Origin of the sequence: Pseudomonas sp. MPC6 (assembly GCF_006094435.1) — a bacterium.
Taxonomy (GTDB): domain Bacteria; phylum Pseudomonadota; class Gammaproteobacteria; order Pseudomonadales; family Pseudomonadaceae; genus Aquipseudomonas.
Genome location: NZ_CP034783.1, coordinates 1,260,222 through 1,277,095, shown reverse-complemented (window position 1 = coordinate 1,277,095; position 16,874 = coordinate 1,260,222). Strand labels below are relative to the sequence as shown.

15 protein-coding genes are annotated in these 16,874 nt (G+C 61.3%); 8 read left to right on the top strand and 7 right to left on the bottom strand.

The annotated features are described in order from the left end of the window. Positions 1-150: 150 nt before the first annotated feature. From dapE to ELQ88_RS07905, 3 genes are all read left to right on the top strand, one after another. Positions 151-1,302, top strand: a complete 1,152-nt coding sequence (gene dapE / locus ELQ88_RS07915; RefSeq protein ID WP_138964464.1) for a succinyl-diaminopimelate desuccinylase — start codon at positions 151-153, stop codon at positions 1,300-1,302. Then, on the top strand, positions 1,302-2,111 hold the full coding sequence (locus tag ELQ88_RS07910; RefSeq protein ID WP_128872769.1) for a putative RNA methyltransferase: 810 nt from the start codon (positions 1,302-1,304) through the stop codon (positions 2,109-2,111). Before dapE ends, ELQ88_RS07910 begins: the two co-directional genes overlap by 1 nt. 74 nt (positions 2,112-2,185) lie before the next feature. Beyond that, a complete protein-coding gene (locus tag ELQ88_RS07905) occupies positions 2,186-2,563 on the top strand; it encodes a hypothetical protein (protein WP_128872768.1) in 378 nt (125 codons plus the stop codon). A 123-nt stretch (positions 2,564-2,686) separates the two neighbouring features. On the opposite strand, the gene ELQ88_RS07900 is transcribed toward ELQ88_RS07905, so the two are convergent. Continuing rightward, positions 2,687-2,896, bottom strand: a complete 210-nt coding sequence (locus ELQ88_RS07900; protein WP_010462862.1) for a cold-shock protein — start codon at positions 2,894-2,896, stop codon at positions 2,687-2,689. Positions 2,897-3,062: 166 nt separating this feature from the next. On the opposite strand from ELQ88_RS07900, the gene plsB reads away from it, so the two are divergent. From plsB to ELQ88_RS07885, 3 genes are read left to right on the top strand one after another with little or no spacing between them, the layout of a single operon-like run. After that, positions 3,063-5,567, top strand: a complete 2,505-nt coding sequence (plsB, locus tag ELQ88_RS07895; RefSeq protein ID WP_138964462.1) for a glycerol-3-phosphate 1-O-acyltransferase PlsB — start codon at positions 3,063-3,065, stop codon at positions 5,565-5,567. A gap of 50 nt (positions 5,568-5,617) precedes the next feature. After that, a complete protein-coding gene (locus tag ELQ88_RS07890) occupies positions 5,618-6,016 on the top strand; it encodes a YbaY family lipoprotein (protein ID WP_128872766.1) in 399 nt (132 codons plus the stop codon). 23 nt (positions 6,017-6,039) lie between these two features. Next, positions 6,040-6,729, top strand: coding sequence for a DUF4197 domain-containing protein (locus tag ELQ88_RS07885; protein ID WP_138964460.1), 690 nt, complete (start codon positions 6,040-6,042; stop codon positions 6,727-6,729). Positions 6,730-6,934: 205 nt separating this feature from the next. On the opposite strand, the gene ELQ88_RS07880 is transcribed toward ELQ88_RS07885, so the two are convergent. The 4 genes from ELQ88_RS07880 to ELQ88_RS07860 all read right to left on the bottom strand — a co-directional run bounded on the left by ELQ88_RS07880 (position 6,935) and on the right by ELQ88_RS07860 (position 13,807). Continuing rightward, positions 6,935-8,281, bottom strand: coding sequence for a Fic family protein (locus ELQ88_RS07880; RefSeq protein ID WP_138964458.1), 1,347 nt, complete (start codon positions 8,279-8,281; stop codon positions 6,935-6,937). Between the two features lie 199 nt (positions 8,282-8,480). Beyond that, positions 8,481-8,762 (bottom strand): DUF6124 family protein, encoded by a 282-nt coding sequence (locus ELQ88_RS07875; protein WP_138964456.1) that lies wholly within the window; start codon positions 8,760-8,762, stop codon positions 8,481-8,483. Positions 8,763-9,629: 867 nt separating this feature from the next. After that, positions 9,630-12,701 carry an efflux RND transporter permease subunit gene (locus ELQ88_RS07865; RefSeq protein ID WP_138964454.1) on the bottom strand — a complete coding sequence of 1,024 codons (3,072 nt, stop codon included), beginning with the start codon at positions 12,699-12,701 and terminating at the stop codon, positions 9,630-9,632. 5 nt (positions 12,702-12,706) lie between these two features. Then, positions 12,707-13,807: an efflux RND transporter periplasmic adaptor subunit gene (locus tag ELQ88_RS07860; protein ID WP_138964452.1), complete on the bottom strand. Its 1,101-nt coding sequence runs from the start codon at positions 13,805-13,807 to the stop codon at positions 12,707-12,709. A 93-nt stretch (positions 13,808-13,900) separates the two neighbouring features. Here ELQ88_RS07860 and ELQ88_RS07855 point away from each other — a divergent pair, with 93 nt between their 5' ends. Then, complete coding sequence (locus tag ELQ88_RS07855) at positions 13,901-14,545, top strand: TetR/AcrR family transcriptional regulator (RefSeq protein WP_128872761.1); 645 nt, start codon at positions 13,901-13,903, stop codon at positions 14,543-14,545. Positions 14,546-14,680: 135 nt separating this feature from the next. Here the strand turns inward: ELQ88_RS07855 and ELQ88_RS07850 are convergent, their stop codons facing one another. Further along, positions 14,681-15,463, bottom strand: coding sequence for a class I SAM-dependent methyltransferase (locus ELQ88_RS07850; RefSeq protein ID WP_138964450.1), 783 nt, complete (start codon positions 15,461-15,463; stop codon positions 14,681-14,683). Positions 15,464-15,554: 91 nt separating this feature from the next. Here ELQ88_RS07850 and ELQ88_RS07845 point away from each other — a divergent pair, with 91 nt between their 5' ends. Next, positions 15,555-16,175 carry an energy transducer TonB gene (locus ELQ88_RS07845; protein ID WP_138964448.1) on the top strand — a complete coding sequence of 207 codons (621 nt, stop codon included), beginning with the start codon at positions 15,555-15,557 and terminating at the stop codon, positions 16,173-16,175. A gap of 3 nt (positions 16,176-16,178) precedes the next feature. On the opposite strand, the gene ELQ88_RS07840 is transcribed toward ELQ88_RS07845, so the two are convergent. Then, positions 16,179-16,874, bottom strand: a complete 696-nt coding sequence (locus ELQ88_RS07840; RefSeq protein ID WP_128872759.1) for an extensin family protein — start codon at positions 16,872-16,874, stop codon at positions 16,179-16,181.

Genomic DNA, 16,874 nt, shown 5'->3' with positions numbered 1-16,874 from the left:
GCCTTGGCGGGACTCGGTTTAACGGCCGAACTCAATACCTGTGGGAGCGGGCTTGCTCGCGAAGGCGTCATCACTGACGTCAAAAGCTTCGCGAGCAAGCCCGCTCCCACATTAAGACCGCGCCCATATTCAAGTTTTCCGGAGTTTTCCATGACGGCCCACGCCGACCTTTCGCCGACCCTTCAACTCGCCATCGACCTGATCCGCCGTCCATCCGTGACGCCGGTCGACGCTGATTGCCAGAAGCAGATGATGCAGCGCCTGGGCGATGCCGGTTTTGCGCTGGAACCGATGCGCATCGAAGATGTGGATAACTTCTGGGCGACCCACGGCAAACACGACGGCCCGGTGCTGTGCTTCGCCGGCCACACCGATGTCGTGCCGACCGGCCCGGTCACCGCCTGGCAGATCGACCCGTTCAACGCGCTGATCGACGAACACGGCATGCTCTGCGGCCGTGGCGCGGCGGACATGAAAGGCAGCCTCGCCGCCATGACGGTGGCAGCCGAGCGTTTCGTCGCCGACTACCCGGATCACAAGGGCAAGGTCGCGTTCCTGATTACCAGCGACGAAGAAGGCCCGGCCCATCACGGCACCAAGGCGGTGATCGAACGCCTCGCCGCCCGCAAGGAACGCCTGGACTGGTGCATCGTCGGCGAACCGTCGAGCACCACGTTGGTCGGTGACGTAGTCAAAAACGGTCGTCGCGGCTCCCTCGGCGCCAAATTGACCGTACGCGGAGTGCAGGGTCACGTCGCGTATCCCCACCTGGCGAAGAACCCGATCCACCTCGCCGCACCGGCGCTGGCCGAACTGGCCGCCGAGCACTGGGACCACGGCAACGACTTCTTCCCGCCGACCAGCTTCCAGATCTCCAACGTCAATTCCGGCACCGGCGCGACCAATGTGATCCCCGGTGACCTGGTGGCCGTGTTCAACTTCCGCTTCTCCACCGAGTCGACCGTCGAAGGCCTGCAAAAGCGCGTTGCCGATCTCCTCGACAAGCATGGCCTGGACTGGCACATCGACTGGGCGCTGTCCGGCCTGCCGTTCCTGACCGAGCCGGGCGCGCTACTGGATGCCGTCGCGTCGAGCATCAAGGACGTCACCGGTCGCGCCACCAAAGCCTCTACCAGTGGTGGCACGTCCGACGGACGTTTCATTGCGACCATGGGCACGCAAGTGGTTGAACTGGGCCCGGTCAACGCGACGATCCATCAGGTCAACGAGCGCGTGCTGGCCGCCGACCTCGACGTGCTGACCGACATCTACTACCAGACCCTGATCAAGTTGCTCGCCTGATGCTGGCCTGCCCGATCTGCAGCGAACCGCTGAACGCGGTGGACAACGGCGTGGCCTGCCCCGCCGGGCATCGATTCGACCGCGCACGCCAGGGTTACCTGAACCTGTTGCCGGTGCAGCACAAAAACAGCCGCGACCCCGGGGATAACCTGGCAATGGTCGAAGCCCGCCGCGACTTCTTGAATGCCGGCCATTACGCGCCGGTGGCCAAGCGTCTGGCGGAGCTGGCTGCCGGGTATGCGCCGCAGCGCTGGCTGGACATCGGCTGTGGCGAGGGGTACTACACCGCGCAAATTGCCGAGGCCTTGCCGAACGCCGATGGTTACGCGCTGGACATCTCCCGCGAAGCGGTCAAACGTGCCTGCAAACGCAATCCGCAACTGACCTGGTTGATCGCCAGCATGGCGCGGGTGCCATTGGCGTCCGGCAGTTGCCAGTTCCTCGCGAGCGTTTTCAGCCCGCTGGACTGGGAAGAAGCCAAACGCCTGCTCAGCCCTGGCGGCGGCTTGATGAAAGTCGGGCCGACTCGCGGCCATCTGATGGAATTGCGCGAAAGCCTCTACGACGAAGTCCGTGAGTACACCGACGACAAGCATCTGGCCCTGGTGCCGGAAGGCATGACGCTGCAACACAGTGAGACCCTGGAATTCAAACTGACCCTGGAAAAGGGTCAGGACCGCGCGAACCTGCTCGCCATGACGCCCCACGGCTGGCGCGCCAGTGCTGAACGCCGGGCGGCGGTCATTGAGCAAGTGGAGCCTTTCGAGGTCACTGTTTCGATGCGCTACGATTACTTCGTACTTCAATAATTTTGGGTCTCGAGCAACAGCTCGAGGCCGGCTAAATCCGCGAATGGATTTTTCAGACCGCAGTGAGGACATCCATGCGCCAACCCGATATCGAGATTTACCTGAAAGACGCCGACGTCGACTACAAAGCCGTCGCAGACTGGCTTAGCGAGGCGTTGGGCCAGTGCAGTGAATGGGTCAAGAAAGGCCAGACCTACAAGTGCAAGGCCGGCAATGTACCGGTGACCTGGCTGCCGAAAGCCGTGGGCAAGTGGAACAGCCTGTTCCTGGACAGCGACCAGACCCCGTGGGAAGACGACATCGCCTGCGCCCGCGCAGCCTTCGCCGCGCTGAACGTCGAAGTGCGTTGCGCGCCCGGGACGTGGGTCGAAGAAGAAGGTGAAGAAACGGCGGACCGCTGGATGCGCATCAGCGCCGACGGTGAAGAAGAAATCACCTGGAAAACCGCCTAACCCGCAACACAGCAAACCTGTAGGAGCCGGCTTGCTGGCGAACCTGGCGACGCGGTATGCCTGACACACCGCGTTCGCTGGCAAGCCAGCGCCTACAGGGTTTTGGGTGATCTGAAGAGTGGATTACAACCCCACCACATCCTCAGCCTGCAAGCCCTTCTCGCCGGTCACCACCGCATATTCCACCTGCTGACCTTCCGCCAGCGAACGGTGCCCCTCCCCGCGGATCGCGCGGTAGTGCACGAACACGTCCACCCCGTCCTCGCGCTGGATGAAGCCATAACCCTTGGCGTCGTTGAACCACTTCACATTGCCGGTTTCGCGCGTAGCCATGAATCGGTACCCCCTTGTTTTTATTGTTGAGCGGCGAGTATATGACAGTCACGAAATCTCTCAACTCAACTTTACTTAGCCGCTTTTTTGCCGATTTTCGACGAATACGGCACACTATCGGCCGCCCGAGCATTTGCTCGGTTTCAACCACTCACGCAGAAGTCGTATGACCCGTTCCCCGCTCCGTCGTCTTGTGTTTGGCACCCTGCGCCGACTGTTGTACCTCTGGGTTCGCTCGGAGACGATCAACCAATCGTCGCTCACCCTCAACCTCGACCGCAGCCGTCCGGTGTTCTACGTCCTGCAAAATCCTTCGCTGACCGACCTCGCCGTGGTCGACACCGAGTGCCGCAAGGCCGGTTTGCCACGCCCGGTGCTGCCGGTCTCGGTGGGCAATCTTGCAGAACCCGCCGCGTTCTTCTACCTGACACCAGCGCCCGACTGGCTTGGACGTCAGGACAAACGCGGGGCGCCACCGACCTTGACCCGTCTGGTCAGCGCGCTGAGCCAGAACGCCGCCGAAGACGCGCAAATCATTCCGGTCAGCGTGTTCTGGGGTCAGTCGCCGGACAGCGAATCGAGCCCGTGGAAACTGCTGTTCGCCGACAGCTGGGCGGTCACCGGGCGCCTGCGCCGGTTGCTCAGCATCATCGTGCTCGGGCGCAAGACCCGCGTGCAGTTTTCGGCGCCGATCAACTTGCGCGAGCTGATCGATCACAACAAGGGCCACGAGCGCACCGTGCGCATGGCCCAGCGGATTCTGCGGGTGCATTTCCGCAACCTCAAAGCGGCGGTCATCGGCCCGGACATCTCCCACCGGCGCAACCTGGTCAAGGGTCTGCTCAATCAGCCACTGGTCAAGCAAGCGATCCTCGACGAAGCCGAGCGCGAGAACATCTCCCCGGAGAAAGCCAAGGCCCAGGCCCTGCGCTACGGCAACGAGATCGCCTCGGACTACACCTACACCGCGATCCGCTTCCTGGAAGTGGTGCTGAGCTGGTTCTGGAACAAGATCTACGACGGGATCAAGGTCAACCACATCGAAGGCGTGCAGAACGTCGCCCAGGGTCACGAAGTGATCTACGTGCCGTGCCATCGCAGCCACATCGACTACCTGCTGCTGTCCTATCTGCTGTTCCGCAACGGCCTGACCCCGCCGCACATCGCCGCCGGGATCAACCTCAACATGCCGCTGATCGGCGGCCTGTTGCGGCGCGGCGGTGCATTCTTCATGCGCCGCACCTTCAAGGGCAACCCGCTGTACACCTCGGTGTTCAACGAATACCTGCACACCCTGTTCACCAAAGGCTTCCCGGTCGAGTATTTCGTCGAGGGCGGTCGCTCGCGCACCGGACGCATGTTGCAGCCAAAAACCGGGATGCTCGCGATCACCCTGCGCAGCTTCCTGCGTTCGTCGCGGATGCCGATCGTATTCATCCCGGTGTACATCGGTTACGAGCGCGTGCTGGAAGGCCGGACCTATCTCGGCGAACTGCGTGGCGCGAGCAAGAAGAAAGAATCGATCTTCGACATTTTCAACGTCATCGGTGCGCTCAAGCAGCGTTTCGGCCAGGTGGCGGTGAACTTCGGCGAGCCAATCAAACTGGCGCAATTCCTCGACAGCGAACAGCCTGATTGGCGCCAGCAGGAACTAGGCCCGCAGTTCAAACCCGCCTGGCTCAACGCAACCACCCACCGTCTCGGTCAGAAAGTCGCGCAGCATCTGAACGAAGCCGCGGCGATCAACCCCGTCAACCTGGTGGCCCTGGCGCTGCTGTCCACCAGCCGCCTGGCCCTGGATGATCGCGCCATGGCGCGGGTACTCGACCTGTACCTGGCGCTGCTGCGCAAAGTCCCGTACTCGCCGCACACCACCCTGCCGGAAGGTGACGGCCGGGCGCTGATCGAGCATGTGAAAGACATGAACCTGTTGTCCGAGCAGAGCGATGCCCTGGGCAAGATTCTATACCTGGACGAGCAGAACGCCGTCCTGATGACCTACTACCGCAACAACGTGCTGCACATCTTCGCCCTGCCATCATTGCTGGCGAGCTTCTTCCAGAGCGCGTCGCGCATGAGCCGCGAGCAGATCCTGCGCTATAGCCGCGCGTTGTATCCGTACCTGCAAGCGGAGCTGTTCATTCGCTGGCCGCTGGAAGAACTGGATGCGGTAATCGATCAGTGGCTCGAGGCGTTCGTCGAACAAGGTCTGCTGCGCTTCGAGAACGACGTCTACCTGCGTCCGGCACCGAGCTCACGGCATTTCGTGCTGCTGACCCTGCTGTCGAAAAGCATCGCCCAGACCCTGCAACGCTTCTACATGACCGTGTCCCTGCTGCTCAACAGCGGCCAGAACAGCATCACTGCCGAAGAACTGGAAGACCTGTGCACGGTCATGGCCCAGCGCCTGTCGATCCTGCATGGCCTGAACGCCCCGGAATTCTTCGACAAGAGCCTGTTCCGCCACTTCATCCAGACCCTGCTCGACCTCGACGTGCTCAAGCGCGATGAAGCCGGCAAGCTGGGCTATCACGAACTGCTCGGTGAGCTGGCCGAAGGCGCAGCAAAAAGGGTGTTGCCGGCGGAAATTCGTTTATCGATCCGGCAGGTCGCGCTGCATCGCAGTGAAGATGCGGCGGATCAGGTCGCGGACCCGGCAAAGACCGACTAAATTCCCACAGGCGTCATCTTCTTCTGGCGCCTTAAATACGGAGATTTACGATGAAAAAACTTTCTCTATTGGCCATCGCCACCTTGCTGGGTGCCTGTCAGTTGATACAACCTGCCGCTAAACCCAGCCTCGAAGGCGAAGTATATTACCTGCAACGCATCGCCCTGCCGCCGAACGCCACCTTGAGCGTCAGCCTGCAGGACGTGTCCCTGGCCGACGCCCCCGCCGTGGTTCTCGACGAACAGAAAGGCCCGGTCAAAGGCCAGGTGCCGCTGCCGTTTCAACTGAGCTACGATCCGGCCCAGGTCCAACCCGGCCATCAATATTCGGTCAGCGCGCGGATCGAGGTGGATGGCAAACTGATGTATACCACCACCACTCAACACGCCGTACAGCTTGATGGCAGCGACCCGCAATCGCTGAAAGTCCGCGTCCACGCCGTCCGCTAATTTTTTCGAACAAGGAAGCCACCATGCTCCGCCCTACCCTTCGTCTCGCCGGCCTGTGCGCAGGTTTGATGTTCTGCGCCAGCGCCCTGGCGCTGTCGCTCAGCGACCTGTCGCAAAAGGACGCCACCGGCGGCCTGAAAGATGCCCTGACCCAGGGCGCGCAACTGGCCGTGAAGCAGCTGGGCACGCCTGGCGGCTTCAGCAACAACCCGGAGGTGAAAATCGAATTGCCGGGCAACCTGGGCAAGGTCGCCAGCAAAATGAAACAGTTCGGCATGGGCGCCCAGGTCGATCAACTGGAAACCAGCATGAACAAGGCGGCGGAAACCGCCGTCACCCAGGCCCAGCCGATCCTGGTGGACGCGGTGAAGAAGATGAGCGTGGAGGATGCCAAAGGAATTCTCAGCGGCGGCAATGACTCGGCCACGCAGTACCTGAGCAAAACCAGTCGCGAACAGATCCGCGTCAAGTTCCTGCCGATCGTCAAGCAAGCCACCGACCAGGTTGGCCTGGCCAAGCAGTACAACTCGTTCGCGGGCCAGGCTGCAACGCTGGGTGTAGTGGATGCGAAAAATGCCAACATCGAAAGCTATGTAACCGAGCAGGCATTGAACGGTTTGTTCGAGATGATCGGCAAACAGGAAGAAACCATTCGCCAGAACCCGGCAGCTGCGGCGACCAGCCTGGCGAAAAAAGTCTTCGGTACGCTCTAGGCTTCAGCACAAAACACCTGTAGGAGCGAGCTTGCTCGCGATGGGCTCCAGAACGGCGCGTTCATCCAGACAGCCCGCGTCATCGTTGCCGTCCATCGCGAGCAAGCTCGCTCCCACAGCTGACCGGGTATATCTGCAAGAGGTTGGTCGGCAGTCAGCCCGCCTTCATCGGAACACCGCCCGGAGCACGCGCTCACGCAATGATTCAGGGCGTCGATGCCGCCCGCAGAAAGAACACCCACTCCCGTCCCATCTTCCTCTTCTCGAACACCTTCAGCGCCACCAACCCGTTCAAGGTCGCCGACGCGGTGTTGTAGGAACAACCCAGATTCTCCTTCACATTGACCGCCGTGAACTCCTTGGCCATGCCACTCTTGGCCACTTGGTACACGGTTCGCTGTTTCTCGGTGAGCTGGTCGAAAAAGCCTGACGCCATTAGCCATCGATCAAAGGTGTCGGCATAGGCCAGGCTCTTCCGATAAGCCTCGGTAAAACTGCTGACAGCCCGCAGGATGACCGAGCACTGGAAATCGATGAAATAGGTCAGGTCCAGATCGTCGGCTTCGGTATTCAGATACGAGCGCCCGTACTTCAGCGGCGCGTTGCGCAACAAAATGCTGATCGCGATGTAGCGAAAGGCCGAGAAGTCATTCTTGAACATGAACCAGTAAAACAACGCGCGCGCGACCCGGCCGTTACCATCGCGAAAAGGATGTTCATAGCCCAGTGCAAAATGCAGGGCGATGCCTTTGATCAACGGATGAAGGTAATCCGCGTGATCGGGATCGTTGTGAGACTGATTGATCCACTTCGCCAACATCTGCAATCGTAAAGCCAGCCCCGCTGCCGGGGGTGGCGCATGGACGGTGTTGCCTTCGCCATCCTGCACCACCACGTCATCGTTATCCCTGAAATCCCCCGGCGAATATTGCGCGTCATCAATGCCTTCCACACCGACGCGATGCATCGCTGTGATCAGCTCGAGACTCAAGGGTTCATAACGGTGCTCCCAGGCGAAGTTCATCATCTTGTAATTGCCGATCACCATGCGCTCATCCGGCGTACGCGGCAGGCGCTTGCGCTTGAGCATGTCTTTGGCCACCCGCGTGGTGGTTGCCGCGCCTTCAAGCTGGCTGCTGCTGATGGCTTCGTCTTCAATCAAATCGTTGAGCAGATAACTGAAGTGCGCGTGCTCACCGATCTGGCTGGTCATGTATTCCAGCGCGGCAGTCGTCGCTTGTCGGTCGACGATGGACATCGCCTTTTGCGCCAGTGGCGTCAGTACACACTTGCCCCACTGGATCGGCTCGCCCAAGGGCAGAAGGGTTGAGTACTGGGCAGTACGGGCTTTCTTGACCAGAGCCCAGCACAGCTTCGAATCCAGCCCCGGCGGCCAGCGGTAGCGCAATTCATCGAACGGAAGGTAACGCCCCTGATCGTCCATCGGCATAAGCAGGGCGAGGTAGTCCGAGAGACGTTCCTTGTGGGGCGATCGCGCCAACAGGTCGAAAATCGGGTCGGACTTGCCCTTCAGAATGGGTGGCTTTTTCACTGGCGCTGTCTCAAAAACTCATGAAACTGAGTCTTGAGTACAGCATTTTGCTCTCCACATCTCAATATCAGACAAGTCTGAGATAGGTGTAGGAGCAATGCTCGCTCGCGATGATCACGACTCGGTCAGCCTGATCGGACGACGCTCATTCACAAAAAGCCCGCTGGCCTTCACAGGTTCAGCGGGCTTTTTGGTTGTGCTACTGCTGCGGATCGAGATGATCCAGCACGCGATTCACGGACAGCTCTGCCAGCACAATCATCTGCTGGATGCCCAACACCAGATTGCACGTCGGGCCGGTCAGGGAGGATGACAACTCGGTGGCCATCACGTTGGCTGAGGCAAGGGTTTCACAGGCATGGACCAGGAGGGTTTCGGAATTGACGTTGAGGCGGATAGTGAAAATCGGGTTGGGACGGTGAGCGGGTCTGGCCAGTTTTTCGGTTTCTGGATCGGGGGGATTTGGGCTGTGTTTGATCATTTTGTAGCTCCTAACGAACGTTGGAGCGGCCAGCATCACTTGCAGATGATGGGTGGCAGCTGTATGCGGGTCTGCAAGACCGAGTCGTTAGGCAACCTCGGCAGACCCGAAGATCTCCCGCACACAGCCACCATAAATCGGTGGACGCTAAATGAAGCGCCACGATTATAGGTGCGCCTGTAGGCGCCTAACAAACTATCGGCGGGCTTGCAGTCCCGGTCGCTGAATCGGCAGCGACAATCAAAGGCTAGAGATCGGGCTTCCGACGGACAACCTGAAAATCTTGTGGGAAAGTTCTGCTGTTTTGACTAATTGATAAACATCGTCGATTTTGAGGCCGCTTTCGCGGCCGCCGAAGATCAAGGTCAAAAGATCGCAGCCTTCGGCAGCTCCTACCTTGGGTCAGCGTACATCCGAAAGAGATTGGTCGGCTGGCAGGCCGTCTTCGCTGGCAAGCCAGCTCCTACAAAGGATCGGCGTACACCGGCGCTTATCACCACTCATCAGGCCGAGCGTTAGCTCGCCTGCAGCGCTTGATCTTGATCCACCCGCCCCTTCGGGAGGCTGAGTGGAGGTGTTCATCCGGGGAGTGGCGCGTAGCGCCGTTCGACGCAGTCGAACACGCTGCATGTAGGTCGTCGCGAAGCAGACCGGAGGGCAGTGTCCCCGGATGGACACCGGAGCGAAGGAACGCCGAGCCTTAGCGAGGGGCCGGACGCCGGGGCGAGCCTTTTTGGGTACTTTTTTGGCGTTTGAAAAAAGTGCCTCGCCGTAAGGGCGAAACCATAGGCGGCCGTTACCGCAGCAACGGATATGTACTCCGCCAACAAGAACCTGGTCGGCCCGAAGGCCGCCAAGGTCAAAAGATCATACCGACTCGTTCTTGATTCGGAACCAGGCGGCGTAGAGCGCAGGAAGAAACAGCAACGTCAACGCAGTGGCCACAATCAACCCCCCCATGATCGCCACCGCCATCGGCCCGAAAAACACGCTGCGCGACAGCGGAATCATCGCCAGCACCGCCGCGAGCGCCGTCAACACGATCGGCCGGAACCGACGCACCGTAGCTTCGATAATCGCCTGCCAAGGCTTGAGCCCGGCCGCGATATCCTGCTCGATCTGATCCACCAGAATCACCGAGTTACGCATGATCATCCCGGACAAGGCGATAGTCCCGAGCATGGCCACAAAACCAAACGGCTGACGAAACACCATCAGGAACAAAGTCACCCCGATCAACCCCAATGGCGCAGTGAGAAACACCATCACCGTGCGCGAGAAACTGCGCAATTGCAGCATCAGCAAGGTCAGCACCACCACAATGAACAACGGCACCCCGGCCTTCACCGAATTCTGTCCCCGGGCCGAATCTTCCACGGTGCCACCGACGTCCAGCAGATAGCCGTCCGGCAATTCGGCGCGAATCGGATCGAGGGTCGGCATGATCTGTTGCACCAGGGTCGCCGGCTGCTCCTTGCCATAGATGTCGGCGCGGACTGTCACGTTGGGCAAGCGGTTGCGGTGCCAGATGATGCCTTCTTCAAAGCCGTATTCCAGGGTCGCGATCTGCGACAGCGCCACGCTGCGACCGTTGTCGGTCGGCACCGCCAGGCTGGGCAGCAACGACAGCTCGGTGCGTTCGTGCACGGTGCCGCGCAGCAGGATCTCGATCAACTCGTTGTCTTCACGGTACTGGCTGACGCTGGAACCGGTCAGGGAGCTTTGCAGGAACCTCGACAGGTTCGCCGTGCTCACGCCAAGCGCCCGGGCGCGGTCCTGATCGACGTTCAGGTACACGACTTTGCTCGGCTCTTCCCAATCGAGGTGGACGTTGACCACGTGCGGGTTCTCGCGAACCTTGGCCGCGACTTTGCGCGCCAGCGCACGGACTTCCTCGATGTGCTCGCCGGTGACCCGGAACTGCACCGGATAGCCGACCGGCGGGCCGTTCTCCAGACGCGTGACCCGCGAGCGCAGGGCCGGGAATTGTTCGTTGAGGGTGTCGATCAGCCAGGTTCGCAGGGGCTCACGGTCCTCGATGGTCTTGGCCAGGACGACAAACTGGGCGAAGCTCGCCGCCGGCAGTTGCTGATCCAGCGGCAGGTAAAAGCGCGGCGAACCGGTGCCGACGTAGGCCACGTAATTGTCGATACCGACGTGATCCTTCAGCAACGCTTCAAGACGCTTGACCTCGTCGGCGGTGTTGCTCAGGGAAGCGCCTTCGGCCAGTTTCAGGTCGACCATCAACTCAAGACGCCCGGACGCCGGGAAAAACTGCTGTGGAACAAAGCGGAACAGCACGATGGAGCCGATGAACAACACCACGGTCAGCAGGATCACCGTCTTGCGCCAGCGCACACACCACTCCACCAGGCGCCGGACCCGTTGATAGAACGGCGTACCGTAGGGGTCGGTCTGGCCGCCGGCGGTCCCGTGCTTGGCCGCATGAATTTTCGCCAGGTCCGGCAGGAGTTTTTCCCCCAGGTAGGGCACGAACACCACAGCGGCAATCCACGAAGCCAGCAACGCAATGGTCACCACCTGGAAAATCGAGCGGGTGTATTCGCCGGTACCCGATTGCGCAGTGGCAATCGGCAGGAAGCCGGCCGCGGTGATCAGCGTGCCAGTGAGCATCGGGAACGCGGTACTGGTCCAGGCATAGCTGGCGGCCTTGATCCGGTCGAAGCCCTGCTCCATTTTGATCGCCATCATTTCCACGGCGATGATCGCGTCGTCCACCAGCAAGCCCAGGGCCAGCACCAGTGCGCCGAGGGAGATCTTGTGCAGGCCGATGCCGAGGTAATACATGCAGGCGAACGTCATCGCCAATACCAGCGGGATCGCCAGGGCAACCACCATGCCGGTGCGCACGCCGAGGGAGAAGAAGCTCACCAACAGCACGATGGCCAGGGCTTCCACCAGCACTTGAACGAACTCGCCGACCCCGGTTTTCACCGCCGCCGGCTGGTCGGAAACCTTGCGCAGTTGCATGCCGGCCGGAAGGTTTTTCTGGATCCTGGCGAACTCGACTTCCAGCGCCTTGCCCAGCACCAGAATGTCGCCCCCCTCCTTCATGGCCACGGCCAGACCGATGGCATCTTCGGCCATGAAGCGCATGCGCGGCGCGGGAGGATCGTTGAAACCACGGCGCACGTTCGCGACATCGGCTATGCGGAACGTGCGATCGCCTACGCGGATCGGGAAGTTCTTGATCTCGTCGACGCTCTGGAAATTCCCCGAAACCCGTAGCTGCAAGCGCTCGCTGGAAGTTTCGAAGAAGCCGGCGGTGGACACCGCGTTCTGCTCCTCGAGCGCTTGCTGCACTGCCGCCAGGGGCAGGCCGAGGGTGGCGAGCTTGACGTTGGAGAGTTCGATCCAGATCTTCTCGTCCTGCAGCCCGAGCAGATCGACCTTGCCCACGTCCTTGACCCGTTGCAGCTGGATCTGGATGCGGTCGGCGTAATCCTTGAGCACCGCGTAGTCGAAGCCCTCACCGGTCAGGGCGTAGATATTGCCGAATGTCGTGCCGAACTCGTCGTTGAAGAACGGCCCCTGAACCCCCGGTGGCAGGGTGTGGCGAATATCGCTGGTCTTCTTGCGGACCTGGTACCAGAGCTGGGGAATGTCCACCGAATGCATGGAGTCCCGGGCAATGAACGTCACCTGGGATTCGCCGGGGCGCGAGAACGACACGATGCGCTCGTACTCGCCGGTTTCCATCAGCTTCTTTTCGATGCGTTCGGTGACCTGGCGCGACACTTCCTGCGCCGTCGCCCCTGGCCAGAGAGTACGGATCACCATGGCCTTGAAGGTGAACGGCGGGTCTTCGCTTTGGCCGAGCTTGGTGTAGGACAGTGCTCCCACGACCGCCAGCAACAGCATCAGGAACAGCACGATCTGGCGATTACGCAGCGCCCATGCGGACAGATTGAAACCCATCGGGATTACTCCTTGTCCGCCAGATTGACCACACGGTTGGCGCGATCCACGGGGCGCACCTGCTGCCCTTCAAGCAGCACATGGACACCGGCCGCCACCACCCAGTCACTGGCGTTCAAGCCTTCAAGCACCGGCACGGTCTTCTCGCCGAAGGCACCGACCCGCACCGGGGTTTTCTTCAAGGTGTTGTTGGCGCTGACGACCCAGACGTAGGTCGCGCCGTTTTCCGCGGTCAGCGCCGAAAGCGGCACGGACAGCGTCACCACGTCGGCGGCCTGCACGAACACCCGGGCACTCTGGCCGAGTTCGGCGGGAACCTTGCCTTCAGTGAATGAGATGCGCGCGGCGAAGGTGCGCGATTTCGGATCGGCCGCCGGGGATAACTCGCGGATGCGCCCGGCGAAACGTTGATCGGGTTGGGTCCAGAGCTCCACCGACACCGGCTGGCCGACCTTGAACCGGCCGAAACTCTGCTCCGGCAGGCTGATCGACACTTCGCGCTCGCCATCGGTGGCCAGGGTAAACACGGTTTGCCCCGCCGCCACGACTTGCCCGACTTCCACCGCACGCTTGGCCACCACGCCGTCCTGAGGCGCGCGCAGCACCGCGTAGCTGGCCTGGTTGGTCGAGACGTTGAACTCGGCCTTGATCTGCTTCAGGCGGGCTTCACCGGAGCGGAACAGGTTTTCCGCATTGTCGTACTGCGAACGACTGACCATCTGCCGGTCCATCAGGGTCTTGTAGCGATCGCGCTCGGCGCGCACCAGGTTCAGATTGGCTTCGGCAGCGGCGACCTGGGCGCGGGTGGCTTCCAGTTGCAGGCGCACGTCCTGGGGATCGAGCTCCGCCAGCGGTTGGTCAGCCTTGACCCGCTGTCCTTCCTCGACCAGTCGTCGGCTGACTTTGCCGCCAATGCGAAAGGCCAGCTCCGGCTCGAAGCGCGCCCGGACTTCACCGGGAAAGCTTTCCAGCGCCCGGGCCGACGGCTCTGGTTGCACCACCATGGCCGGTTTGACGGTGACTTGAGGCGCCTCTTCATGACCGCACGCAGACAATAAAAACGCCAGACTGACCGGCAATGCGAGGGGCAAGGCATAGCGGAACATGGTGAAGGACCTTTCGCTAATGGTGCTTGGAATAATTATACTGACCAGTATGTTATTAATAGCAAACTCACCAGTCCAGTATTAAAGCGAAGAATGCCAAACAATCTTTCAGCCCCCAACGGTCCGGGCCGCCCCAAGGATCTGGCCAAGCGCCAGGCGATCCTCGAAGCGGCGAAAATCCTGTTTCTGAGCAATGGTTACGCCAACACCAGCATGGACGCCGTGGCGGCCGAGGCCGGGGTGTCGAAACTGACGGTCTACAGCCATTTCAACGACAAGGAGAGGCTGTTCTCCGCCGCGGTGATGGCCAAGTGTGAAGAGCAATTGCCAACGCCGTTTTTCGAATTGCCGGAAGGCATCGCCGTGGAAACGGTGCTGCTGAACATCGCGCGCGGCTTTCATCAGCTGATCAACAGCGACGAATCGGTGAACCTGCACCGGTTGATGATGACCCTGGGCAGCCAGGACCCGAAACTCTCGCAGATTTTCTTCGAGGCCGGGCCGGAGCGCATGCTGCACGGGATGGAAAGATTGCTGAGCAAGGTCGATCAGAGCGGCGCGCTGAGCATCGACAAACCGCGCCACGCAGCAGAGCATTTTTTCTGCTTGCTCAAGGGTGCGGGGAATTTCAGGCTGCTTTATGGCTGTGGCGAGCCGCTGACCGGGGACGCGGCCGAGAGCCATGTGCGGGAAGTGGTGGGGTTGTTTATGCGGGCTTATCGGCGGGAAGCTGTCTGATAGTTTTTGGGTGTCTGGTCCGGCGCCTTCGCGAGCAAGCCCGCTCCCACATTGGATCTGCGGTGAACACCTATTTTGTGAACGGCAGAGATCAACTGTGGGAGCGGGCTTGCTCGCGAAGGAGGCGACGCGGTCTCAGGGCTTAAGCGCTTTCTTCGGATAAATGTCATACCGACTGGATTTCCCATCCAGCGCATGACTCGGCTTCGGCCCCGCAATGCACGGCGCCTTGCGCGGGCGCTTGACCACCACCCGGTGGCTGGCCAGCGCCAACGCCGCTTCAAGCAGCGCCGGTGCGTCGGGGTCATCCCCCACCAACGGCCGGAACAGACGCATTTCCTTCTTCACCAGCGCGGTTTTCTCCCGATGGGGAAACATCGGGTCGAGGTAGATCACCTGCGGCGGCTCACCTTCCCAGTTGCGCATCACTTCGATCGAATTGCCCTTGAGCAATCTCATCCGCGCCACGATCGGCGCCACGTCGAAATCTTCCGCGCCACGGGCCAGGCCATCTTCAAGCAAGGCGCCGATCAACGGCTGACGCTCGATCAGGCTCATCTCGCAGCCCAGGCTCGCCAGCACGAACGCGTCCTTGCCCAACCCGGCCGTGGCATCCAGCACCCGCGGACGCACGCCTTGGGCGATGCCCACCGCCTTGGCGATCATCTGCCCCGTGCCGCCACCGAATAACCGACGGTGGGCCGCGCCGCCCTCGACAAAGTCCACCCGCACCGGGCCCGGCGCATCGGCACCCAGTTGTTGCAGCTGCAAACCCTGCTCGCCCACCTGCAAGGCAAACTCAGCATCCGCCACCTGCATCGGCAAGCCCAGGCGCTCGGCCCATTGTTCGGCCTGTGGCTGAAAGGCCGGGGTCGAAGCCTCGACGTGAATGCGGCAGACCGCAGGTTGCTCAATCATGGGAACACGCTCAAAAAATTAATGATCGGCAAAAACGGCCGATAACAACACTATCGAGCATTTTGCCAGAGCTGAGCGTCGACCGAGAAAAATGTCAGACTTTCAACCCTCCATTACCGGCTTTATCTCGCCCTACGGCGATTACAGCCGGCAAAATACCCAGGCACTGAGCGGTGTCAGTCACCTGTGGCAGGATTTTTTTGCCCGGGCGCTGGCCGATCATTCGGGTGAGGCACTGCCCGAATCGCTCAACTTTCCAGCGGTCGATCTCGACAGCCCGGTCGAACCCACGGTGGGCAGCGATCTGCTGGCGCACATCGTCGCCCAGCGCGACTGTGAAGTGAAGGACAACGAAGTACGCCCGCCCGAGCCCTTGTTCCTGCCGATTGCGGAGTTCGAAACGGACCTGGCGGACAAACCCTTCCCACCGTTCCCGGAGGAGGCCATCATCGCTCAGCAGCAACAGCAGGACTTCGAAAGCGCCTGGGTGCGCCCGATCGTGCTGACCGCAGGCCAGCCCGTGCCGCAAGCCGGCCCGGCACCCCAACCGCGTGCACTGCACTTGCCGATCGCCGAGTTCGAACTCCATCTGCTGGACAAGCCCTTCCCGCCGTTCTCGGCCGAAGAGCTGATGGAACAACAGCAACGCTTCGATTTCGATACCGGCTGGGCGCGCCCGATCGTGCTGCAGAACCTGCGTATCGCCGCCTGAGTCTCAGCGACAGACCTGCCACGGCCCGACATCCAAGTGAAAGTGATCGCGATGGGCGGCGTTGTAGTCCGGGCTCAATACCCCACTGAACAGGTCGCAGGCACCATCGCGCACCTGGCGCAGAAACCGTGCGTCCTGATTATCCTTCGGCCAATCCTTGAGCACATTGACGGCGCGGCCGTCGGCCAGGCGGAAACCGGCGATATCGAGCGCATTGGCGCCGGCGTGCTGGCTGCGCCTGCCGTTCTCGCGACCGTAGACGTTGCGGCAGGCAAAGCTGCCGAGATGCTCGACGCGGGTCACAGGCTGGCCATAGACCGCCTGGGCGGCGGGTTGCAGCGCGTGATGTTCGAACAGGGCGAAGGACACCGCCAACCGACAACTGGCGAGGAAACTGCTGCTCAGGGCCACTGCGCCGCCTTGCACGCGCCAGGTGTTGAGCAACGGGCAGGTCGCGCCTGGGCTGTCGGCCTGGCGCGACACACGTAATCCGGAGCTGCCCAGGACCTGATCGCACAGCTGCGGATCATCACGCAGTCGCATCAGCTTGTAGCCCGTCAGGAAATTGGGTTGGGCCTTCACGTCCAGCGGCGCCCAAGGGTTCCATGGCGGCGGCAGCGAGATCCAGCCACGCCAGACACTCACCGCCGCCGTGCCGATGATCAACACCAGCACCAACATCACCTGCAGCGCCCGCAT

Coding starts and splice junctions, on each gene's coding strand:
- ELQ88_RS07875 (WP_138964456.1), bottom strand. CDS start 8,762: ATGATCAAACACAGCCCAAATCCCCCCGATCCAGAAACCGAAAAACTG.
- ELQ88_RS07860 (WP_138964452.1), bottom strand. CDS start 13,807: ATGTTCCGCTATGCCTTGCCCCTCGCATTGCCGGTCAGTCTGGCGTTT.
- ELQ88_RS07845 (WP_138964448.1), top strand. CDS start 15,555: ATGTCAGACTTTCAACCCTCCATTACCGGCTTTATCTCGCCCTACGGC.
- ELQ88_RS07910 (WP_128872769.1), top strand. CDS start 1,302: ATGCTGGCCTGCCCGATCTGCAGCGAACCGCTGAACGCGGTGGACAAC.
- ELQ88_RS07840 (WP_128872759.1), bottom strand. CDS start 16,874: ATGCGGGCGCTGCAGGTGATGTTGGTGCTGGTGTTGATCATCGGCACG.
- ELQ88_RS07850 (WP_138964450.1), bottom strand. CDS start 15,463: ATGATTGAGCAACCTGCGGTCTGCCGCATTCACGTCGAGGCTTCGACC.
- ELQ88_RS07890 (WP_128872766.1), top strand. CDS start 5,618: ATGAAAAAACTTTCTCTATTGGCCATCGCCACCTTGCTGGGTGCCTGT.
- dapE (WP_138964464.1), top strand. CDS start 151: ATGACGGCCCACGCCGACCTTTCGCCGACCCTTCAACTCGCCATCGAC.
- plsB (WP_138964462.1), top strand. CDS start 3,063: ATGACCCGTTCCCCGCTCCGTCGTCTTGTGTTTGGCACCCTGCGCCGA.
- ELQ88_RS07900 (WP_010462862.1), bottom strand. CDS start 2,896: ATGGCTACGCGCGAAACCGGCAATGTGAAGTGGTTCAACGACGCCAAG.
- ELQ88_RS07905 (WP_128872768.1), top strand. CDS start 2,186: ATGCGCCAACCCGATATCGAGATTTACCTGAAAGACGCCGACGTCGAC.
- ELQ88_RS07885 (WP_138964460.1), top strand. CDS start 6,040: ATGCTCCGCCCTACCCTTCGTCTCGCCGGCCTGTGCGCAGGTTTGATG.
- ELQ88_RS07865 (WP_138964454.1), bottom strand. CDS start 12,701: ATGGGTTTCAATCTGTCCGCATGGGCGCTGCGTAATCGCCAGATCGTG.
- ELQ88_RS07855 (WP_128872761.1), top strand. CDS start 13,901: ATGCCAAACAATCTTTCAGCCCCCAACGGTCCGGGCCGCCCCAAGGAT.